Genomic DNA, 22,078 nt, shown 5'->3' with positions numbered 1-22,078 from the left:
TCGAAGCCACGCCCCCGAGCCTAGGCCCCCGAAGAAATACCGCTCACCTCAATGGGGGCGCGGAACTGCGCGACCAGCCCTCACGGACCCGCACCCGCCCGGCGCCCGAGCGACTGGGCACCCAATAGTCACCGCTCACCCCAGAAGGGGCGCGGGGAACTGCGCGACCAGCCCCACCCACCCGCACCCGCCGAACCCCCCAAGCCCCCGAGCGACTAGGCGCCCCGCGACCCCCCGGAGGACCCCCGCGGAACCCCGGAGGACCCCCGCACCATCAACTCCCCCCGCACCGAAGCGATCCCCCCGGGCGGAGCCTCCTCACGGCCCATGGCGATGCGCCCCGCCCGCGCACCCGCCTCGGACAGCGGCAACCGCACCGTCGTCAGCGCAGGCACCGCGTCGACGCTGAACGGCAGGTCGTCGAAGCCGGCCACCGAGACGTCCTCGGGGATCCGCAGCCCCGACTCCCGCAGCGCGGCACACGCGCCCAGCGCGACGGAGTCGTTCGCGGCGACGATCGCCGTCAGTGACGGGTCCCGGCGCAGCAGCTCCAGCGTGGCCTCGTGACCGGACCGGCGGTCGTAGCGGCCGTACACCGTCCACCGCGGGTCCTCCTCGACCCCGGCCGCCTCGAGCGCGGCGCGGTGGCCCTCCAGCCGGTGCCGGGTGGTGGTGCGCTCCTCGGGGCCCGCGATGTAGCCGAGCCGCCGGTGCCCGAGCCCGATGAGGTGGTCCGTCAGGGCGCGGGCGCCACCTCGGTTGTCGAAGGTCAGCGCGACGGCGTCGGTGTCCGCGGCCGGCGGCCGCCCGCACAGCACCACCCGGGTCCCGGCCTCCGCCAGCTTGCGCAGCTTGGCCGAGACGGCCGCCGCGTGCGGCTCGCTCTCCACGGCCCCGCCGGTCAGCACCACCGCCGCGGCCCGCTGCCGCTGCAGCAGGGTGAGGTACGTCAGCTCCCGCTCCGGTGAACCGCCGGTGTTGCACACGACCGCCAGCCGCTCACCGCCCGCCCGGCCACCCGGCCCCCCGATCTCGGCCTGTATCGCGCTCGCCATGATCCCGAAGAACGGGTCCGCGATGTCGTTGACGAGGATGCCCACGAGGTCGGAGGTGGCCGCCGCCAGCGCGCTGGCCGGGCCGTTGAGGACGTAGTCCAGCTCGTCGACCGCCCGCAGCACCCGATCCCGGGTGGACGCGGCCACCGGGTAGTTGCCGTTCAGTACGCGCGAAACCGTCGCGGGGGAGACCTGTGCGCGGGCCGCCACGTCCGCCAGGGTCACCGTCATCTCGTCGTCCTCCGGTCGCGCGGGCTGTCGCGCATTGGTGCTCGTACGTCCTCGTAGACAGGCCGGGCACGGTCACGGTTCCGTGCGTGCCGAGCAGACCATAAGGCCAACCAGGCGGTTTGTTCGCCCCCTCGAACAACTCGAAGAGGACACGGTCTTGTCCTGACGACGGTGCAGAGGCTAGCTTCTCGTCGCAGAAAGCGCTTGCTGCCCTGGCTGATGACGACGACGCCGGCCCCGCCGACCAAGGCCGTACCGGCGTTACGAAGGGGACTCACGTGACACGCAAGACGGTGCGCATCGCCATGAACGGCGTGACCGGACGCATGGGCTACCGCCAGCACCTCGTCCGGTCGATCCTCGCCCTGCGCGAGCAGGGCGGCCTCGACCTCGGCGACGGCACCGTGCTGTGGCCCGAGCCGATCCTGCTCGGCCGCCGCGAGCACGCCCTCCGGGAGATCGCCGGCCGGCACGGTCTGGAGCACGTCTCCACCGACCTGGACGCGGTGCTCGCCGACCCGGGCGTCGACATCTACTTCGACTCCCAGGTCACCTCCGCCCGCGAGGACGCCGTCCGCAAGGCGATCGCGGCGGGCAAGCACGTCTACACCGAGAAGCCCACCGCCACCGGACTCGACGGCTCGCTCGAACTCGCCCGGCTGGCAACGCAGAAGGGCGTCAGGCACGGCGTCGTCCAGGACAAGATCTTCCTGCCGGGACTGCTCAAGCTGAAGCGGCTCGTCGACGGCGGCTTCTTCGGCCGGATCCTGTCCGTCCGGGGCGAGTTCGGCTACTGGGTCTTCGAGGGCGACTGGCAGGAGGCCCAGCGCCCCTCCTGGAACTACCGCGCCGAGGACGGCGGCGGCATCGTCGTCGACATGTTCCCGCACTGGGAGTACGTCCTGCACGAGCTGTTCGGCCGGGTGACCTCCGTCCAGGCGCTGGCCACCACCCATGTCCCGCAGCGCTGGGACGAGAACGGCAAGCCCTACGACGCGACGGCGGACGACGCCGCGTACGGCGTCTTCGAGCTCGAGGGCGGCGCGATCGCCCAGATCAACTCCTCCTGGGCGGTGCGCGTCAACCGCGACGAACTGGTCGAGTTCCAGGTCGACGGCACCGAGGGCTCCGCGGTCGCCGGCCTGCGCGGGTGCCGCGTCCAGCACCGCTCGGTCACCCCCAAGCCGGTCTGGAACCCGGACGTCCCCGCCACCGAGGTCTTCCGCGACCAGTGGCAGGAGGTCCCGGACAACCAGGAGTTCGACAACGGCTTCAAGGCCCAGTGGGAGCTGTTCCTCAGGCACGTGCACACCGGCACCCCGTACCACTGGGACCTGCTGGCCGGCGCCCGCGGCGTCCAGCTCGCCGAGCTGGGCCTGCGGTCCTCGGCCGAGGGCCGCCGTCTCGAGGTGCCGGAGATCTCCCTGTGACCATCCGACTCCCGGCCGCGGACGGGGCCCTGCGGACCTACGAGCCCAGGACCGAGCCGCTCACGCTCACCCCCGGCACCCCGCTCACCTCCCGCACGGTCTTCTCGGCGGCGCACGTCGTGGCCGACCCGTTCGCCGACACCACCCCCGACTCGCCCGCCGCCGTCGACTGGGACGCCACCCTCGCCTTCCGGCGCCATCTGTGGTCCCACGGTCTCGGTGTCGCCGAGGCGATGGACACCGCCCAGCGCGGCATGGGCCTGGACTGGGCGGGCGCCGCCGAGCTGATCCGCCGCTCGGCGGCGGAGGCCCGGGCGGTGGGCGGCCGCATCGCCTGCGGCGTCGGCACCGACCAGCTCACCGGCGGCACCCTCGCCGGCATCCGCGCGGCCTACGAGGAGCAGCTCGCGGTCGTCGAGGAGGCGGGCGCGCAGGCCGTCCTGATGGCGTCCAGGGCACTGGCGTCCGCCGCCCGCGGCCCCGAGGACTACCTGGAGGTCTACGGCCACCTCCTGCGCCAGGCCACCGAGCCGGTGGTCCTGCACTGGCTCGGCCCCATGTTCGACCCGGCGCTGGAGGGCTACTGGGGCTCGTCCGACCTCGACGCGGCCACCGAGACCCTCCTGGAGGTCGTCGCCGCCCACCCCGGCAAGGTCGACGGCATCAAGGTCTCCCTCCTGGACGCCGGGCGCGAGGTCGGCCTGCGCCGCCGGCTCCCGCGGGGCGTCCGCTGCTACACCGGCGACGACTTCAACTACCCCGAGCTGATCGCGGGCGACGAGCAGGGCTGCAGCCACGCCCTGCTCGGCGTCTTCGACCCGCTCGGTCCGCTGGCGGCGGAGGCGGTACGGGTCCTGGACACGGGCGACACCGCCGGCTTCCGCGCCCTGCTCGATCCGACCGTGGCCCTGTCCCGTCACCTCTTCCAGGCCCCGACCCGCTTCTACAAGACCGGAGTCGTGTTCCTGGCCTGGCTGGCCGGTCACCAGAGCCACTTCATTATGGTGGGCGGCCTGCAGTCCGCCCGCTCCCTGCCGCACTTCGCCCGCGCCTACGAACTCGCCGACGGTCTGGGCCTGTTCCCCGACCCGAAACAGGCCGAGGAGCGCATGCGGAACCTGCTGTCGCTGTACGGGGTGAACCAGTGAGCACCGGTCTCGCCCGCACCGATCTCGCCCGCTTCTCCATCAACCAGATGACGGTCAGGCAGCTCTCCCTGCCGGAACTGGCCGACGCCTGCGTCCGGTTGGGCGTGCCGGGCGTCGGCCTGTGGCGCGAACCCGTCCGGTCGTACGGCGTGGAGGCGACCGCCAAGCTGGTCCGGGACGCGGGTCTGACGGTCACCACCCTGTGCCGGGGCGGCTTCCTCACGGCGACGAGCCCCGGGGAGCGGGCGGCGGCCCTCGCCGACAACCGCCGGGCGATCGACGAGGCGGCCGCCCTCGGCACCGACACCCTCGTCCTCGTCTCCGGGGGCCTGCCGTCCGGCTCGAAGGACCTGCGGGCGGCCCGCGAGCGCATCGCGGAGGCCCTCGCGGAACTCGGACCGTACGCCGGGGAGCACGGCGTACGGCTCGCCATCGAACCGCTGCACCCCATGTACGCGTCCGACCGCTGCGTGGTCTCCACCCTCGCCCAGGCCCTGGACCTCGCCGAGCGCTTCCCCGCGCACCAGGTGGGCGTGACCGTGGACACCTACCACCTGTGGTGGGACGACCGGGCGCCCGGGCAGATCGCCCGCGCCGGCGCGGGCGGCCGTATCCACACCTTCCAGCTCGCCGACTGGACCACTCCGCTTCCCGAGGGCGTCCTCAACGGCCGCGGGCAGATCGGCGACGGCGCGATCGACATGCGGGAGTGGAAGGGGTACGTGGAGTCGGCCGGCTACACCGGACCCATCGAGGTCGAGCTGTTCAACGAGGGACTGTGGGCCCGCGACGGCCGCGCGGTGCTGGCCGAGACGGCGGAGCGGTTCGTCGCCCATGTGATCCGGTGAAAAAAATTCCGGATCCCGTACAACCCTCCTTCCGCATCCCGTGTCGAACTCGTCGTCCGGAACTTCTGGGGAGGGAACCCGGGGGGGATTCGAGGAGTTCCGGCACGGAGGGGAAAGCCGAGGGGGTGCGCCCGGTCGACGGACCGGGCGCACCCCCTCGAAACGTCCGGGCGCCGCCGCCCGAGGCCCCGGAACCCGGGGTACTAGAAGAACACCCCGCACCGCAGCAGCACGTTCGCGTACGGCCGCGCCTCCCCGGTGCGCACCACCAGCCGGGCCCCCGCCGACAGCGCCTTCAGCCGCTCGTGCGGCACCAGCGCCAGCTCCGGGAAGTGGCCGTCCAGCAGCGCGCCGGCCGCCGGGTTGGCGGCCCGCACCTCCTCGGCGGCCGTGGCCCCCTCCACCACCAGCTCGGCCAGCAGCCCGTCCAGGACCTCCGCGAACGAGGGCACGCCCGCGCGGAAGGCGAGGTCCACCACGCGCGGCCCGTCCGGTATCGGCATGCCCGCGTCGCACACCAGCACCCCGTCGCCGTGTCCCAGCGCGGCCAGCGCACCGGCCAGATGACGATTGAGGATCCCCGCCCGCTTCACCGGTCACCGCCCCGCTCACCGAGCGCCTCGGCCTCGGCCGCCGTCGGGTACGACTCCTGCGCGCCCCGCCGCGTCACCGCCGCCGCGCCCACCAGGGCCGCGTAGGCCGCCGCCGCCGGCAGCGCCGCGCCCGATCCCAGCTTCCAGGCCAGGGCCGCCGTGAACGCGTCGCCCGCGCCGGTCGTGTCCACCGCGTCCACCCGCACCGACGGCACCCGGGTCACACCGGAGGAGTCGCACACCAGCGCTCCGGCCGCGCCGAGCGTCACCACCACCGAACGGGGTCCCCGGGCCAGCAGCAGGGGTGCCCAGTCCGCCGGTTCACCGCTCGCGCCCCGCGCACCGAGGAGCACCCGGGCCTCGTGCTCGTTGACGATCAGCGGATCGCAGGCCGCCAGCACCTCCGCGGGCAGCTCGCGCGGCGGGGACGGGTTCAGCACGAACCGGCTGCCGTCCGCCAGGTTCCGCACGACCTCCACGACCGTCTCCAGCGGGATCTCCAGCTGCGCCGACACCACCCGCGAGGCGCGCAGCAGACCGGCGGCCCGCCGCACGTCCGCCGGGGTGAGCCGGGCGTTGGCACCGGGCGACACCACGATGCTGTTGTCCCCGGACGGGTCGACGGTGATCAGCGCGACACCGGTCGGCGCCCCGCCCGCCAGCACGCCCGCCGTGTCCACCCCGGCCGCCCGCTGCGCGTCCAGCAGCAGCCGGCCGTGCGCGTCGTCGCCGACCCGGGCCAGCAGGGCCGTACGCGCGCCGAGCCGGGCGGCCGCGACCGCCTGGTTGCCGCCCTTGCCGCCCGGATGGACGGCCAGGTCGCCGCCCAGCACCGTCTCGCCGGCGGCCGGCCGCCGCTCGACCCCGATCACCAGGTCGGCGTTGGCCGAACCCACGACCAGGAGGTCGTAGTCGTACATGGAATTGACTCCCCTGAGAGATGACCGGGGCGGGCGGTCCCCGAGGACCGCCCGCCCGCTCGCCGATGTCAGCCGGTGAACCCGGCCACGTTCTGCTTCGTGACCACCTTCACCGGCACCTTGACGGCAGCCCCGACCTTCTTGCCCTGGACCGCCTTCAGCGCGTTGTCGACCGCGATCCGGCCGAGCTGGCTGGGCTGCTGCGCCACGGACGCGTACAGCGTGCCGCCCTCGACCGCCTTCAATCCGTCCGGGGTGCCGTCGAAGCCGACCACCTGGACCGACCGGCCGGCCTTGGCGCCCAGCGCCTTGATCGCGCCGAGGGCCATCTCGTCGTTGGCGGCGATGACGCCCTGCACGTCGGGGTGGGCCTGCAGCAGGTTCGACATCACGTCGAGCCCCTTGGTCCGGTCGAAGTCGGCCGGCTGCTGGGCCAGGACCTGGATGCCCGGGTAGGACTTCAGCCCCCGGGCGAAGCCCGCCGCCCGCTCGCGCGCGGCGGAGGTGCCCGCCTGGCCCTGCAGGATGACGATCCTGCCCTTGCCACCGAGCTTCTCGGCGACCGTCTTCGCGGCCAGTTCACCGCCTGCCACGTTGTCCGAGGCCACCAGGGTGTCCACGGTCGCCTTGTTGACCCCGCGGTCCACGGCGACGACCGGGATCCCCGCCTTGCCGGCGGCCTTCACGGAGTTGCCGGCCGCGTCGGAGTCCACCGGGTTGACGATGATCGCCCCGAGCCCGGAGCTGGTGAAGTTCTGGAGCTGGTTGGCCTGCTGGGAGGCGTCGTTCTGCGCGTCGGTGACCGTGAGGTCCACGCCCAGCTTCTTCGCCTCGGCCTGGGCGCCCGCCCGGATCTGCACGAAGAAGGGGTTGTTGAGGGTGGACAGGGACAGGCCCATCTTCGGGTTCGTGGACGAGGAGGAGCCGTTGTGCAGGAACGAGGTCGCGCCGACGATCGCCACGGTGACGACCGCCGCGAGCGCGTACGTCCCCGCCTGCCTGCCCTTGCCGCCGGGAGAGGCGCCGGCCGCCGCCGGGGCCGCCCCCGCCTTGCGGCGCAGCGTGTCGAAGAGGACGGCCAGCGCGATCACGACGCCGATGACGACCTGCTGCCAGAAGGCCGAGACGTTCAGCAGGTTCAGGCCGTTGCGCAGCACCGCGAGGATCAGCGCGCCGATCAGCGTGCCGGACGCCTTGCCGGTGCCGCCCGCGAGCGAGGCACCGCCGATCACGACCGCGGCGATCGCGTCCAGCTCGTAGCCGTCGGCGGCCTGGGGCTGCGCGGAGGACAGCCGGGAGGCGAGCACGACACCCGCGACGGCCGCGAACACGCCGGACAGGGCGTAGATGGCGAGCTTCTGCCTCTTCACCCGCAGGCCGGACAGCCGCGCGGCCTCCTCGTTGCCGCCGATCGCGTACATCGAGCGGCCGATGTAGGTCCGGCCGAGCACGAGGGCGGCGATCAGGCCCATCACGATCATCACGAGGACCGGCACCGGCAGCCAGCCGCCGAGCGTGTCCCCGAGGTGCGAGACGGAGTCGGGGAAGGGGATCGGGGAGCCGCCGGAGATCACCAGGGACAGACCGCGGGCCACCGAGAGCATGGCGAGCGTCGCGATGAACGGCGGGAGCTTGCCGTACGCGATGAGGAAGCCGTTGACGAGTCCGGCGGCGATGCCGGTCACGACGGCCAGCAGTACCGCCACGACGACCGGTACGCCGTGCGACGTGGCGGTCCAGGCGAGCACGGTGGCCGACAATGCCGCCACCGAGCCGACCGACAGGTCGATGCCCGCCGAGACGATGACGAAGGTGACGCCGAAGGCGAGGACGGCGGTCACGGCCGCCTGGACGCCGACGTTGAGCAGGTTGTCGGTGGTCAGGAAGTCGCCCGACAGCGCCGACATGGCGATGACGAGGACGATCAGCGCGGTCAGCGCGCCGTTCTCCAGGAGCAGCCGGCGCACCGCCGTGGCGCCACCGGCGCCCGTCGTGCTCTTGAGCGTGTCAGTGGCCACGAGCGGCCTCCCTGTCGGTCGTGGGGTTGCTGACGGCGAGTGCCATCACGGAGTCCTGGGTGGCCTCGTCGGCGGACAGTTCGCCCGCGATCCGGCCCTGGGCCATCACCAGCACCCGGTCGCTCATGCCGAGCACCTCGGGCAGATCGCTGGAGATCATGAGTACGGCGGCACCGGCCGCGGTCAGTTCGTTGATGAGCTGGTAGATCTCGACCTTGGCGCCGACGTCGATGCCGCGCGTCGGCTCGTCGAGGATCAGCACCTTGGTGTCCGCCAGCAGCCACTTGCCGATGACGACCTTCTGCTGGTTGCCGCCGGACAGGGTCCGCACGTGCTGACCGAGTCCGGCCATCCGCACGCCGAGCTGCCCCGCGATCCTCGCGGCGGCCTCGCGCTGGCCCTTGAGGTCGACGAGTCCCGCGCGCGTGGCGGCGCGCATGGTGACCAGGCCCAGGTTCTCCTCGACCGACTGGTCGAGCACCAGCCCCTGGCCCTTGCGGTCCTCCGGGATCAGTCCCACGCCGGCCGCCATGGCGGCGTTGACGTCGTGCCCCTTCAGGGCCGTACCGGCGACCTTCACGGCCCCCTTGTCGTACCGGTCCGCCCCGAACACCGCCCGGACGACCTCGGTACGGCCGGCGCCGACCAGCCCGGCGACGCCGACCACCTCACCGGCGTGCACCTCGAAGCTGACGTCGTGGAAGACGCCGTCCCGGGTCAGGCCCTCCACGCTGAGCAGCGCGTCGCCCCGGTCGGCCCGTTCGCGCGGGTACTGCTGCTCGATGGAGCGGCCCACCATGAGCCGGACCAGCTCGGCCTCCGGGGTGGCGGCCGGGACCTGTCCGACGCTCCTGCCGTCCCGGATGACGGTGACCCGGTCGCCGAGGGCGGCGATCTCCTCCAGGTGGTGGGTGATGAACACGATCCCCACGCCGTCCTCGCGCAGTTGGCGCACGATCCGGAAGAGCTTGTCGACCTCCTCGGAGGTGAGCACGGCGGTCGGCTCGTCCATGATCAGTACGCGCGCGTCCAGGCTGAGCGCCTTGGCGATCTCGACCATCTGCAGGCGCGCGATGCCGAGTTCGCGCACCCGCGCGCGGGGGGACACGTTCACGCCGACCCGCTTCAGCAGGACCTCGGCGTCGGCCTCCATCCGCTTCCGGTCGATCATCCCGAACCGGCGCGGCTGCCGGCCGAGGAAGATGTTCTCGGCGACCGTCAGGTCGGGAACGAGGTTGAACTCCTGGTAGATGGTGGCGATCCCGAGGCGTTCGGAGTCCTGCGCACCGTGGATGCGGACCTCCTCGCCGCCGACGACGATCCGCCCGCCGTCGGGCGTGTAGGCGCCGGAGAGCATCTTGATCAGCGTGCTCTTGCCCGCGCCGTTCTCGCCGAGCAGCACATGCACCTCGCCCCGGCGCAGGGAGAAGTCGACGCCGTCCAGCGCCACCACGCCGGGGAAGGTCTTCCGGATGCCCTCGATGCGCAGCAACTCGTCCTGGTCGCTCACGACTCGCTCCTGTTCGTTACGGGGTTCTCGGCGGGGGGCGCGCCGCACGAGCGGCGCACGACGAGACGGGCGGGGAGGGTGACGGACTCGCCGGGCCGGCCCTCGATGCGGTCCACCAGGGCCCGGACGGCCGCCCGGCCCAGCTCGCCCGTGGGCTGGGCGATCGCGGTGACCGGCGGATCGGTGTGCACGAACCAGCGGATGTCGTCGAACGCGGCGAGCGCGATGTCGTCCGGGACGCGCAGCCCGCGCGCGCGGATCGCGTCCAGGGCGCCGAGCGCCATCAGGTTGTCCGCGGCGAAGACCGCCTCGGGCGGCTCCGGCAGGTCGAGGAAGCCGTCGGTGACCCGCCGGCCGCTCTCGGCCTGGAAGTCGCCCTGACCGGTGTAGGCGTCCGGCAGGTCCAGCCCGTACTCGGCCAGGGCGGCCCGGAACGCCTCGACGCGTTCGCTGCCGGTGGTGGTGGCCGCGGGTCCGGAGATGATCGCCAGCCGCCGGTGCCCGAGCCCGTACAGGTGCGCGACGAGATCCCGCACGGCGCGCTGCCCGTCGGCCCGCACCACGGGCACCTCGACGCCCGGGATCCACCGGTCGACGAAGACCATCGGCGTCCCCGCGCGCGCGGCGTCCAGCATCAGCGGGGAGCCGCCGTCGGTGGGGGAGACCAGCAGGCCGTCTATGCGCCGGTCCAGCAGGGTCCGCACATGGTGGTCCTGAAGGTCCGGCCGCTCGTCCGCGTTGCCGATGATCACGCTGTAGCCGAGCGCGCGGGCCTCCTCCTCGACGGAGCGGGCCAGCTCGGTGAAGTACGGGTTCATGACGTCGCTGATGACCAGGCCGAGGGTGCGGGTCTGGTCGGTGCGCAGGGAACGGGCGACGGCGTTGGGACGGTAGCCCAGCGCCTCGACGGCGGCCAGCACGCGCATGCGTGCGTCCGCGCTGACCGACGGGTGCTCGTTCAGGACGCGCGACACCGTGGCGACCGAGACGCCCGCCGCGGCGGCGACGTCCTTGATGCTCGCCATCGCGGGCTCCACCTCCTTGTGGAACTCATGGAATCGATTACATCGACATGCACGAAGGATTGGAATCGATTACACGGACGTAAATCAACCCCCCGCCGGGTTCCTGAGACCGGATCGTGATGTCAGACCCGGCCGGTACCTTCGGGTCATGGCGCAACAGGCGGGGAACCCCACGGGCGAACGGCGGCTCGCCGTGCTCGAAGGCGTGCTGGAGCGGATCACCTACGCCAACGAGGAGAACGGCTACACCGTCGCCCGCGTCGACACCGGGCGGGGCGGCGGGGACCTCCTGACGGTGGTCGGCGCGCTGCTCGGCGCCCAGGTCGGGGAGTCGCTGCGGATGGAGGGCCGCTGGGGCTCGCACCCGCAGTACGGCAAGCAGTTCGTCTGCGAGAACTTCACGACCGTCCTGCCCGCCACCGTCCAGGGCATCCGCCGCTACCTGGGATCCGGGCTGGTCAAGGGCATCGGCCCGGTCTTCGCCGACCGCATCACCCAGCACTTCGGCCTGGACACCCTCGCGATCATCGAGGACGAGCCGAAGCGGCTGATCGAGGTCCCCGGCCTCGGCCCCAAGCGGACCAAGAAGATCGCCGACGCCTGGGAGGAGCAGAAGGCGATCAAGGAGGTCATGCTCTTCCTCCAGACCGTCGAGGTGTCGACGTCCATCGCCGTGCGGATCTACAAGAAGTACGGCGACGCGTCCATCTCGGTCGTGCGGGAGCGGCCCTACCGGCTGGCCGCCGACGTCTGGGGCATCGGCTTCCTCACCGCCGACCGGATCGCCCGGTCCGTCGGCATCCCGCACGACAGCCCCGAGCGCGTGAAGGCGGGCCTGCAGTACGCGCTGTCGCAGTCCGCCGACCAAGGCCACTGCTTCCTGCCGGAGGAGCGGCTGATCGCGGACGCGGTGAAGCTGCTCCAGGTCGACACCGGCCTGGTCATCGAGTGCCTCGCCGAGCTCGCCGGGCCGCCCGAGGAGGGCGAGGACCCGGGGGTCGTTCGGGAGAGGGTGCCCGGGCCCGACGGCGAAGCGGAACCCGTGACCGCCGTCTACCTGGTGCCCTTCCACCGCGCCGAACTCTCCCTCTCGGCCCAGGTGCTGCGGCTGCTGCGCACCCCGGAGGACCGGATGCCCGCCTTCCGGGACGTGGCCTGGGACAAGGCGCTCGGCTGGCTCAAAAGCCGTACCGGCGCCGACCTCGCCCCCGAGCAGGAGGCCGCCGTCCGGCTCGCGCTCACCGAGAAGGTCGCCGTGCTCACCGGCGGCCCCGGCTGCGGCAAGTCCTTCACGGTCCGCTCCATCGTGGAACTGGCCCGCGCCAAGCGCGCCAAGGTGCTGCTCGCCGCGCCCACCGGGCGAGCCGCCAAGCGGCTGGCCGAGCTGACCGGAGCCGAGGCCTCCACGGTCCACCGGCTGCTGGAGCTCAAGCCCGGCGGCGACGCGGCCTACGACCGCGACCGCCCGCTGGACGCCGATCTGGTGGTCGTGGACGAGGCCTCGATGCTGGACCTGCTGCTCGCCAACAAGCTGGTCAAGGCCGTGCCGCCGGGAGCCCACCTGCTCTTCGTCGGCGACGTCGACCAGCTGCCCAGCGTCGGCGCCGGGGAGGTGCTGCGCGATCTGCTCGCCGAGGGCGGCCCGGTGCCCGCGGTGCGGCTCACCCGGGTCTTCCGGCAGGCCCAGCAGTCCGGCGTCGTCACCAACGCGCACCGCATCAACGCGGGGCAGCACCCGCTCACCGACGGGCTGAAGGACTTCTTCCTCTTCGTCGAGGACGACACCGAGGAGGCCGGCCGGCTCACCGTGGACGTGGCCGCCCGCCGGATCCCGGCCCGGTTCGGCCTGGACCCGCGCCGGGACGTGCAGGTGCTGGCGCCCATGCACCGCGGTCCGGCCGGGGCCGGCACCCTCAACGGGCTGCTCCAGCAGGCCGTCACACCGGGCCGGCCGGAGCTGCCGGAGAAGCGGTTCGGCGGCCGGGTCTTCCGCGTCGGCGACAAGGTCACCCAGATCCGCAACAATTACGAGAAGGGGGAGAACGGTGTCTTCAACGGCACCGTGGGCGTGGTGACCTCGCTCGACCCGGTCGACCAGCGTCTGACGGTGCTGACGGACGAGGACGAGGAGGTCCCGTACGACTTCGACGAACTGGACGAACTGGCCCACGCGTACGCGATGACGATCCACCGGTCGCAGGGCAGCGAGTATCCCGCCGTGGTGATCCCCGTCACCACGGGCGCGTGGATGATGCTCCAGCGGAACCTGCTGTACACGGCGGTGACACGGGCGAAACGGCTGGTGGTACTCGTCGGTTCACGCAAGGCGATAGGACAGGCGGTGCGCACGGTGTCGGCGGGCCGGCGCTGCACGGCTCTGGACCACCGGCTCCGCGGTTCCTGAACGCCTCCGACCAGCGGCTCCCGCCCGCATCGAAAAAAATGATCGATCAAATGAGTCGTGAAGGTCACAGAGCACTTCCGGTTACCCGCCGAAGCGGGCAGGATGAGCAGGTTGGCGGCACTGAGTGCCGCCGATGGGCCCAATGGTCGACCCCGAGTGCACTCTCCTGAGCCAAATGGGGGATGGTAGAGACAGTCAGGGCACCTCGAAGATGAGGCACTACGTCGGTGAGGGAAGACGTGAGCGACAACTCTGTAGTACTGCGGTACGGCGACGGCGAGTACACCTACCCGGTGGTCGACAGCACCGTAGGTGACAAGGGCTTCGACATCGGGAAGCTCCGCGCCCAGACCGGTCTGGTGACTCTGGACAGCGGTTACGGCAACACGGCCGCCTATAAATCCGCCATCACCTACCTCGACGGTGAGGCGGGCATCCTCCGCTACCGCGGCTACCCCATCGAGCAGCTGGCCGAGCGCTCCACCTTCCTTGAGGTGGCCTACCTGCTGATCAACGGTGAGCTGCCGACCGTCGACGAGCTGACGACGTTCAAGGGCGACATCACGCGGCACACCCTGCTGCACGAGGACGTCAAGAACTTCTACAAGGGCTTCCCGCGCGACGCCCACCCGATGGCCATGCTGTCCTCGGTCGTCTCGGCGCTGTCCACGTTCTACCAGGACAGCCACAACCCGTTCGACGAGAAGCAGCGCAACCTCTCCACGATCCGCCTGCTCGCGAAGCTCCCGACCATCGCGGCGTACGCGTACAAGAAGTCGATCGGTCACCCGTTCGTCTACCCGCGCAACGACCTCGGCTACGTCGAGAACTTCCTGCGCATGACGTTCTCGGTCCCCGCGCAGGAGTACGAGCTCGACCCGGTCGTCGTCTCCGCGCTCGACAAGCTGCTGATCCTGCACGCTGACCACGAGCAGAACTGTTCGACGTCCACGGTCCGCCTGGTCGGCTCGTCGCAGGCGAACATGTTCGCGTCGATCTCGGCCGGCATCAACGCCCTGTGGGGCCCGCTGCACGGCGGTGCCAACCAGTCCGTCCTGGAGATGCTCGAGGGCATCCAGGCCAACGGCGGCGACGTCGACTCCTTCATCCGCAAGGTGAAGAACAAGGAGGACGGCGTCCGCCTGATGGGCTTCGGCCACCGGGTGTACAAGTCCTTCGACCCGCGCGCGAAGATCATCAAGGCCGCCGCGCACGATGTGCTCTCGGCCCTCGGCAAGTCCGACGAGCTGCTGGACATCGCGCTGAAGCTGGAGGAGCACGCGCTCTCCGACGACTACTTCGTCTCGCGCAACCTCTACCCGAACGTCGACTTCTACACCGGTCTGATCTACCGGGCCATGGGCTTCCCGACCGAGATGTTCACGGTCCTGTTCGCCCTCGGCCGTCTGCCGGGCTGGATCGCCCAGTGGCACGAGATGATCAAGGAGCCGGGTTCCCGCATCGGCCGCCCGCGCCAGATCTACACGGGCGTGGTGGAGCGCGACTTCGTTCCGGTCGAGGAGCGCTGAGCACCTGCCGGACCAGGGGTGCCGATCCGGTGCCCCGCCCGCCGCACAGGGCCCGCCGTCATGGGTGGGCCCGGAACCGACGGTGACGAACGCAAACGGAAGGCGCCCTGACGCCGGTCCCCCCACGGGCCGACGACCAGGGCGCCTTCCCATGTCCCGGTGCGGATTCCCCCCACGGGATCCGGCCGGGCGCTTGGAGAGGACAGCGCCTGAAATCGCTGTCTGAACACGACGGGCGGAACCCGCCGTGCTCCAGTGACGCGCTGCGATCTGCCGGGACAACGCACGCTGGGAGGGCCGCTCAAAGCTTCCCGGTGTACGTGCCCCGGCAACGCATCTCTGAGGAAGTCCCCCAAGACATCCCCAGATGTCAGTCAGCGCCCCCCAAGACGCTGGTCTGACATCGCCAACTTAGACCTTCGAACCCCTTCGATGGTTACGTTCGCGTCACTGTGATCTGCGTCTCTTGCATTTGTCCTTTAGGTGCGCAAGAGCCCCGATACGGCGATCGGGGCTCAAGCGTAAGGATGATGCGCGAGCCTTGTGAAGAGCTTATGTGAGGCGCGCGCCCGACTCCAGGGGGGCTGCCACTTCAACTGTGACTAACCGCCGGTAACCCCGGGTGAGTTCAGTGGAAGCCGCGCAGTCGCAGACTGTTGGTCACCACGAACACCGAGGAGAAGGCCATCGCGGCACCCGCGATCATCGGGTTCAGCAGGCCCGCGGCGGCCAGCGGCAGTGCGGCCACGTTGTAGCCGAAGGCCCACACCAGGTTGCCCTTGATGGTGGTGAGGGTGCGCCGGGAGAGCCGGATCGCGTCCGCCGCCACCCGCAGGTCACCGCGGACCAGGGTCAGGTCGCCCGCCTCGATCGCCGCGTCCGTGCCGGTGCCCATGGCCAGCCCCAGGTCGGCGGTGGCGAGCGCGGCCGCGTCGTTGACGCCGTCGCCGACCATGGCCACGGTCCGGCCCTCGTCCCGCAGCCGCCGTACGACGTCCACCTTGTCCTCGGGGAGCACCTCGGCGATCACCTCGTCGATGCCCACCGCCCGGGCGACCGACTCGGCGACCGTGCGGTTGTCCCCGGTGAGCAGCACCGGCGTCAGTCCGAGCGCGCGCAGCTCGCGCACCGCCTCGGCGCTGGTCTCCTTCACCGCGTCGGCGACCGCGAGCACTCCGCGGGCCCGGCCGTCCCAGCCGACGGTGACGGCCGTGCGCCCGTCCCGCTCGGCCGCCTCCCGGGCGCGTGCCAGCGCCTCGGGCAGCTCGTCGTACAGCCGCCCCACGGCCACCTCGCGGCCCGCCACACGCCCGCGTACGCCCCGCCCGGGGACGTTCTCGAAGTGCTCGACGGCCGGCAGCGCTCCGGCGCGTTCCTCGGCGCCCGCGGCGATCGCCCGGGCGACGGGGTGCTCGGAGGCGTGCTCCAGGGCGCCCGCGAGCCGCAGCACCTCCTTCTCGTCCTCGCCGACGGCGGTGTACACCTCCTGGAGCGTCATCCGTCCGGTGGTGACCGTGCCGGTCTTGTCCAGGACGACCGTGTCGACGCGGCGCGTGGACTCCAGTACCTCGGGGCCCTTGATCAGGATGCCGAGCTGGGCGCCCCGGCCGGTGCCGACCATCAGCGCGGTCGGGGTGGCGAGGCCCAGCGCGCAGGGGCAGGCGATGATCAGGACGGCGACCGCGGCGGTGAACGCGGCGACCGTGTCCCCGGTGACGCCCAGCCAGACGCCGAAGGTGCTGAGGGCGATGAGGATGACCACCGGGACGAACACGGCGGAGATCCGGTCGGCCAGCCGCTGCACCTCGGCCTTGCCGTTCTGCGCGTCCTCCACCAGCTTCGCCATTCGGGCGAGCTGGGTGTCGGCGCCGACCCGGGTCGCCTCGACCACCAGCCGGCCGCCCGCGTTCACGGTGGCGCCGGTGACCCGGTCGCCGGGGCCCACGTCCACCGGCACCGACTCGCCGGTCAGCATGGACGCGTCCACCGCGGAGACGCCCTCGGTGACGGTTCCGTCGGTGGCGATCTTCTCGCCGGGCCGGACGACGAACCGGTCGCCGACGGCCAGCGAGGACACCGGGACCCGCACCTCGCGCCCCTCGCGCAGCACGGCCACGTCCTTGGCGCCCAGCTCCATCAGCGCCTTCAGGGCGGCCCCCGCGCGCCGCTTGGAGCGGGCCTCCAGATAGCGGCCGAGCAGGATCAGCGCCACGACTCCGGAGGCGACCTCGAGGTAGATGGTGGAGGCGCCGTCCATGCGCGAGACGGTGAACCGGAACTCGTCGTGCATGCCGGGCATGCCGGCGTCGCCGAAGAAGAGGGCCCACAGCGACCAGCCGAAGGCGGCCAGGGTGCCGACCGAGACGAGCGTGTCCATGGTCGCGGCGCCGTGCCGGAGGTTGGTCCAGGCGGCCCGGTGGAAGGGCGCTCCGCCCCAGACCACGACCGGCGCGGCGAGGGTGAGCGAGAGCCACTGCCAGTTGTCGAACTGCAGGGCGGGCACCATCGCGAGCAGTACCACCGGGGCGGCGAGCAGCGCGGAGACCAGCAGGCGGTGCCGGAGGGCGCCCAGTTCCGGGTCCGGGCCGGCGGACTCGGGGGCCTCGGCGGCCGCGGGTTCGGGCTCCGGGGGCGGGGGTTCCTCGGCGGTGTAGCCGGTCTTCACGACCGTCGCGATCAGGTCGGCGACCTGGACGCTTCCGGGGTAGCTGACCTTCGCCTTCTCGGTCGCGAAGTTCACGGTGGCGCTCACCCCGTCCATGCGGTTGAGCTTCTTCTCCACCCGCGCGGCGCACGAGGCGCAGGTCATCCCGCCGATGAGCAGCTCGACCTCGGAGGTGTCGCCTATCGCGCTCGCCGGTGTGGCGGTGGTGCTGGTCATGTCCGGACTCCAGACATCGGACCGGGCCGTACGGATCCAGTATCAGCTGGTCGGAACGGCCCGGTCGGGGAAGGGAGGGGTTTTTTTGTCAGGCCCGGCCGGCGAGCTCGAACCCAGCCTCGTCCACGGCGGCGCGGACGGCCTCGTCGTCGAGCGGGGCCGCGGAGACGACGGTCACCTCACCGGTGGACGCGACGGCCTTCACCGAGCTGACGCCCGGGATCTCGGAGATCTCGCCGGAGACGGATCCCTCGCAGTGGCCGCAGCTCATGCCGGTCACCTTGTAGACGGTGGTGACGGAGCCCGAAGTGTCGGTCTGGGCGGTCATGTCGTTACTCCTCGTCGGGGCAGGTGGGGCCGGAGGGACTCACGGTGGGGTCCCCATGCTCACCACACTATACCCCTAGGGGGTATTTCTCCAAGCGTCTCCGGAGCTCAGCGACCACACCCAGGCGACGCCGAGCAGGGCCACGAGTGCCAGGCCGCCCGCCGAGAGCAGCGTGAACAGGTGCTCCTGCCCGGCGCCGGTCCGCGGCAGGTACGGCTGCCCGAACGGCCCCGGGGCGACGGCCTCGGTCCCGTACACCCGCGTCACCAGCCGGCCGGCGACCCCACGTGTGGCGTCCCACGCAGCGTGCAGCACGCAGACGCCGAGCCACGTGCCCACCACCGGCGCGGCGAGGCGGAAGTGCCCGTTCGGACGGCGCTGGGACAGCAGCGCGGCGCCCGCGATCGCGGTCCACAGCCCGTGCCCGAGCGGGGCGAGCAGTTCGCGCGGGAACTCCGTCTCCAGCACCACCCGCAGATCGGCGGCGTCGGAGAGGAGCACCGCGTCGAAGGCGCAGGCGCAGCTCTCCACCGCCGCGAATCCGAGGCCCACGGCCGCGCCGAGCACCAGGCCGGCCCGCGCCCCGCGCAGGCCCGGCTGCCGGCGCAGCGCGAACACCAGGGCCCCGAGCTTCGCCGCCTCCTCGGCCAGGGCGACACCGGTGAACCGTCCGAGGGAAGGGTGGAGCAGGTGCGCCTCCATCAGCACGGCGCCGGGCACCCCGAGGGCGCCGCCGGCCAGGAAGCAGCCGAGGACCGCGCTGACGCCCAGGTCCCGGCCGTGCCGCTCGTACGCCCACAGCACGAAGACGACGGGGATCAGGAAGCCGCCGAGCAGGACGAGCGCGGGCAGTGGCGCGACGCCGCGCGTGGTGTACGCCGCCACCGCGGTCAGCCCCCACAGGGCGAGCCCGCCCTTGAGGCAGCGCCGCCACAGGCCCGCGCCGATGCGGGGAAACGGTGGAGGCGGCTGCTGCGGGCCGGGGATGCGGGCCCGGGGCCTGCCGGGCGGCGGGGAGTGGGTCACGTGGGTCCCCCTCGGACTGCTGCGGGGCGATTCATCCGCACCCTACGCAGGTGTGCCTTTTGTCGCAGTCCGGGTGACCCTGTGGGGTCAGGCGCGGCCGAGCCGGTCGCCCACCAGGGGTTCGAGGTAGCGGACGAGCACGTTCTTGACCTCCCGCACGTAGGCCGCGCGCTCGGCGCCTTCGTGGGCCAGGACCAGTTCGAGGCCGGCCTTGTAGATGCCCAGGCAGACGTGTGCCGTACGGGTGAGGTCGGCCGGCGGGGCCTCGGGCAGCAGCGAGGCGAGCAGGCCCTCGACACGGCCGATCAGGGTCGCGTGCAACTGGTCGTGCGCCTCGGTGATCCCGCCGGGCAGGTCGGGGCCGTGCATCAGCGCGAAGAACACCGGGTGCTCGGTGTTGAAGGCCATGAACCGGTCGACGGCCGAGCCGATCGCCTCCTCCAGCGGGGTGGCGGGGTCGACGGGGGCCAGGGCCTCGCCGTAGGTCTCCCGCATCTCGTGCATCAGGCGGTCGCCCAGCTCGATCGCGATGGCTTCCTTGTTGGGGAAGAACTGGTAGAGCGTGCCCGGCGAGACGCCCGCCTCGCGGGCGATGGCGTTGGTGCTGGCTGCGGTGTAGCCGGTGGTGCAGAAGACCTGGGCGGCGGCCTGGAGGAGCTGGGCGATACGGCGCTCGCCGCGTGCCTGACGGCGGCGCGGCTGCTCGTTCTCCGAGGTGTCGGACACGCGTTATCCCCAGCCCTTCGAAGGCGATTGACAAACGCGAGTGGTCGCTCGCATTCTTATGAAACGCGAGCGATCTCTCGTGTTTGCCAGTTTATGGCAATGACCGACCCATGCCGCCTGCCTGCACGGACATGGGTCACGGTGAAGGGGACACCGCACGATGACCGAAGTCAACAAGGCGGCGCGCGACGGGGACGGACCTCCCCGGACCGGCGGCTGGACGAGGTTCGTCACCGCCCGCCCGCGCCTGTCACTGCTGGTGGCCCTGGTGCTGACCGCGCTCGCCGTGCTGGCAGGCGGCGGGGTCGCGGACCATCTGGGCAGCGGCGGCTGGGAGGACCCGGCCGCCGAGTCGACCTACGCGACCAGGGCGCTGGAGCGCGAGTTCCCCGACTCCCAGCCCAATCTGCTGCTCCTGGTCGACGCGGGCCGCGCCTCCGTCGACGACCCGGCGGTCGCCTCCGAGGCCCGCGACCTGGCCGAGCGACTGGCCGGGGAGCCGGGCGTGACCGGCGTCGGCTCCTACTGGCAGGCCGGTCCCTCGGCGGCGCCCGGCCTGCGCGCGAAGGACGGCCATGAGGCGCTGATCGCCGCCCGCATCACCGGCGACGAGAACGCGATGGGCCGCACACTGGACCGCCTGGCGCCCCACTACCGGGGCGCGCACGGCCCGGTGCGGGTGAAGGTGGGCGGCATCGTCGCCGTCCGGCACGAGATGCAGACCATCATCAAGGAGGACCTCACCCGTGCCGAGATGATCGCCCTGCCGATCACGCTGGTGCTCCTGGTGATGGTCTTCGGCAGCGCCGTGGCGGCCCTGCTGCCGCTGGGCATCGGCATCGTGGCGATCCTCGGCACCAACGCGGTCCTGCGCGGCCTGACCGCCTTCACCGACGTCTCGGTCTTCGCGCTCAACCTCACCACGGCCCTCGGCCTCGGCCTGGCCATCGACTACGCCTTGTTCATCGTCCGCCGCTACCGGGAGGAACTGTCCGGCGGGGCCGAACCCCTGACAGCGGTCGGCGCGACACTGCGCACGGCCGGCCGCACGGTGCTGTTCTCCGCCCTCACGGTGGCGGTCTCCCTGGCCGCCATGATGCTCTTCCCGCAGTACTTCCTGCGGTCCTTCGCCTACGCCGGCATCGCCGTGGTCCTGCTGGCCGCCGCTGCCGCCCTGATCCTGCTTCCGGCGGCCCTGATTCTGCTCGGTCACCGGGTCAACTCCCTGGACGTGCGGCGCCTGTTCCGCCGCGACCGGGAGAGCGCCGGCTCCGGCACCGAGGCGACCGGCGGCACCGGCTGGGCGCGCACCGCCACACTGGTGATGCGCCGCGCCCCGCTCTTCGCGGTCGGCACCAGCGCCCTCCTCGTCGTCCTCGGGCTGCCCTTCCTCGGCGTGAAGTTCGGCACCGCCGACGACCGCCAACTGCCCTCGGGCGCCGAGTCCCACGTGGTGCAGCAGCACCTTCGCGACGGCTTCCCGGGCACCCCCGGCGGCGGACTCGAGATCCTCGCCGAGGGCGGCGCCACCAAGGCCCAGTACGCCGCCTACAAGCAGCGGGTGGCCGCCCTGCCCGAGGTCGTCCGGGTCGACGGCCCCCTGATCGAGGGCGACACGGGCTACTTCACGGTCCAGCCGAAGGGGGAGGCCGTCGACACCGCGGCCCAGAGTCTCGTCGGCGACCTCCGCTCGCTGAAGGCCCCCTTCGACACCAAGGTGACCGGAACGGCCGCCGTCCTGGTCGACTCCAAGCACGCGATAGGCGAACGCCTGCCCTGGGCGGGGGCGTTCATCACGGTCGTCACCCTGCTGCTGGTCTTCCTGCTCACCGGGAGCGTGCTGATACCCCTGCAGGCCGTGGTGCTCAACGCGCTCAGCCTGACGGCGATGTTCGGCGCGGTGGTCTGGGTCTTCCAGGACGGGCATCTGTCCGGTGCGCTCGGCTTCACCAGCCCCGGCTCCATCGAGACCACCCTGCCCGTCCTGATGTTCTGCGTGGCTTTCGGACTCTCCATGGACTACGGCGTGTTCCTGCTCTCCCGCATCAAGGAGGAGTACGACCGCACCGGCGACCACAACGAGGCGGTCCGCCACGGGCTCCAGCGCACCGGCGGGCTGATCACCGCGGCGGCGGTCATCCTCGCCGTGGTGATGGTCGCCATCGGCACCTCCCGGGTGACCAACACCAAGATGCTGGGCCTCGGCATCGCGCTCGCGGTCCTGATGGACGCGATGGTCGTCCGCAGCCTCCTGGTCCCGGCGATCATGCGGCTCACCGGCCGCGCCACCTGGTGGGCCCCCGCCCCACTGCGCCGCTTCCACCGGCGGTTCGGACTCAGCGAGGGCGAGGCGCCGGCGCCCGCGCCGGAGAAGGAGACGGCCGGGGTGTGAGCCGACGGCGGGTG

The 22,078-nt window shown here is 72.0% G+C and carries 16 protein-coding genes; 6 read left to right on the top strand and 10 right to left on the bottom strand.

Going from position 1 to position 22,078, the window contains the following annotated elements; all coding sequences use genetic code 11:
• Nucleotides 1–215: 215 nt before the first annotated feature.
• Nucleotides 216–1,286, bottom strand: a complete 1,071-nt coding sequence (locus ACWCPN_RS02910; RefSeq protein WP_451202029.1) for a LacI family DNA-binding transcriptional regulator — start codon at nt 1,284–1,286, stop codon at nt 216–218.
• A 278-nt stretch (nt 1,287–1,564) separates the two neighbouring features.
• Between ACWCPN_RS02910 and ACWCPN_RS02905 the strand changes: the two genes are divergently transcribed.
• From ACWCPN_RS02905 to ACWCPN_RS02895, 3 genes are read left to right on the top strand one after another with little or no spacing between them, the layout of a single operon-like run.
• The gene (locus ACWCPN_RS02905) at nt 1,565–2,716 is read left to right on the top strand and encodes a Gfo/Idh/MocA family protein (RefSeq protein ID WP_451202028.1); all 1,152 of its coding nucleotides are present in this window, start codon (nt 1,565–1,567) and stop codon (nt 2,714–2,716) included.
• Complete coding sequence (locus tag ACWCPN_RS02900; RefSeq protein ID WP_451202026.1) at nt 2,713–3,864, top strand: dihydrodipicolinate synthase family protein; 1,152 nt, start codon at nt 2,713–2,715, stop codon at nt 3,862–3,864. The genes ACWCPN_RS02905 and ACWCPN_RS02900 overlap by 4 nt, the downstream gene beginning before the upstream one ends.
• A gap of 47 nt (nt 3,865–3,911) precedes the next feature.
• Nucleotides 3,912–4,712: a sugar phosphate isomerase/epimerase family protein gene (locus ACWCPN_RS02895; RefSeq protein WP_451202278.1), complete on the top strand. Its 801-nt coding sequence runs from the start codon at nt 3,912–3,914 to the stop codon at nt 4,710–4,712.
• Between the two features lie 203 nt (nt 4,713–4,915).
• On the opposite strand, the gene rbsD is transcribed toward ACWCPN_RS02895, so the two are convergent.
• The 5 genes from rbsD to ACWCPN_RS02870 form a co-directional block, all read right to left on the bottom strand.
• Nucleotides 4,916–5,305: a D-ribose pyranase gene (gene rbsD, locus ACWCPN_RS02890; protein WP_451202025.1), complete on the bottom strand. Its 390-nt coding sequence runs from the start codon at nt 5,303–5,305 to the stop codon at nt 4,916–4,918.
• The gene (locus ACWCPN_RS02885) at nt 5,302–6,225 is read right to left on the bottom strand and encodes a ribokinase (protein ID WP_451202023.1); all 924 of its coding nucleotides are present in this window, start codon (nt 6,223–6,225) and stop codon (nt 5,302–5,304) included. The genes rbsD and ACWCPN_RS02885 overlap by 4 nt, the downstream gene beginning before the upstream one ends.
• Before the next feature lie 68 nt (nt 6,226–6,293).
• Entirely contained in the window at nt 6,294–8,243 is a 1,950-nt protein-coding gene (locus ACWCPN_RS02880) for an ABC transporter permease/substrate-binding protein (RefSeq protein ID WP_451202021.1), read from the bottom strand.
• Nucleotides 8,233–9,753 (bottom strand): sugar ABC transporter ATP-binding protein, encoded by a 1,521-nt coding sequence (locus ACWCPN_RS02875; RefSeq protein ID WP_451202019.1) that lies wholly within the window; start codon nt 9,751–9,753, stop codon nt 8,233–8,235. The genes ACWCPN_RS02880 and ACWCPN_RS02875 overlap by 11 nt, the downstream gene beginning before the upstream one ends.
• Nucleotides 9,750–10,778 (bottom strand): LacI family DNA-binding transcriptional regulator, encoded by a 1,029-nt coding sequence (locus tag ACWCPN_RS02870; protein WP_451202017.1) that lies wholly within the window; start codon nt 10,776–10,778, stop codon nt 9,750–9,752. Before ACWCPN_RS02870 ends, ACWCPN_RS02875 begins: the two co-directional genes overlap by 4 nt.
• A 148-nt stretch (nt 10,779–10,926) precedes the next feature.
• On the opposite strand from ACWCPN_RS02870, the gene recD2 reads away from it, so the two are divergent.
• The gene (gene recD2, locus ACWCPN_RS02865; protein WP_451202016.1) at nt 10,927–13,182 is read left to right on the top strand and encodes an SF1B family DNA helicase RecD2; all 2,256 of its coding nucleotides are present in this window, start codon (nt 10,927–10,929) and stop codon (nt 13,180–13,182) included.
• A 239-nt stretch (nt 13,183–13,421) separates the two neighbouring features.
• Nucleotides 13,422–14,711 carry a citrate synthase gene (locus tag ACWCPN_RS02860; RefSeq protein ID WP_199210623.1) on the top strand — a complete coding sequence of 430 codons (1,290 nt, stop codon included), beginning with the start codon at nt 13,422–13,424 and terminating at the stop codon, nt 14,709–14,711.
• Between the two features lie 628 nt (nt 14,712–15,339).
• Here ACWCPN_RS02860 and ACWCPN_RS02855 read toward each other — a convergent pair.
• The 4 genes from ACWCPN_RS02855 to ACWCPN_RS02840 all read right to left on the bottom strand — a co-directional run bounded on the left by ACWCPN_RS02855 (nt 15,340) and on the right by ACWCPN_RS02840 (nt 19,672).
• On the bottom strand, nt 15,340–17,592 hold the full coding sequence (locus tag ACWCPN_RS02855; protein WP_451202014.1) for a heavy metal translocating P-type ATPase: 2,253 nt from the start codon (nt 17,590–17,592) through the stop codon (nt 15,340–15,342).
• Nucleotides 17,593–17,680: 88 nt separating this feature from the next.
• Entirely contained in the window at nt 17,681–17,920 is a 240-nt protein-coding gene (locus ACWCPN_RS02850) for a heavy-metal-associated domain-containing protein (RefSeq protein ID WP_199210622.1), read from the bottom strand.
• A gap of 75 nt (nt 17,921–17,995) precedes the next feature.
• Nucleotides 17,996–18,946, bottom strand: a complete 951-nt coding sequence (locus tag ACWCPN_RS02845; RefSeq protein ID WP_451202013.1) for a PrsW family intramembrane metalloprotease — start codon at nt 18,944–18,946, stop codon at nt 17,996–17,998.
• A gap of 87 nt (nt 18,947–19,033) precedes the next feature.
• A complete protein-coding gene (locus ACWCPN_RS02840; protein ID WP_199210621.1) occupies nt 19,034–19,672 on the bottom strand; it encodes a TetR/AcrR family transcriptional regulator in 639 nt (212 codons plus the stop codon).
• A 160-nt stretch (nt 19,673–19,832) separates the two neighbouring features.
• On the opposite strand from ACWCPN_RS02840, the gene ACWCPN_RS02835 reads away from it, so the two are divergent.
• Nucleotides 19,833–22,064 (top strand): MMPL family transporter, encoded by a 2,232-nt coding sequence (locus tag ACWCPN_RS02835; RefSeq protein WP_451202011.1) that lies wholly within the window; start codon nt 19,833–19,835, stop codon nt 22,062–22,064.
• The last annotated feature ends 14 nt before the right edge of the window (nt 22,065–22,078 follow it).

The sequence above is a fragment of the Streptomyces sp. NPDC002386 genome (genome assembly GCF_053593175.1).
This window is presented reverse-complemented; position numbering and strand designations above follow the sequence as displayed.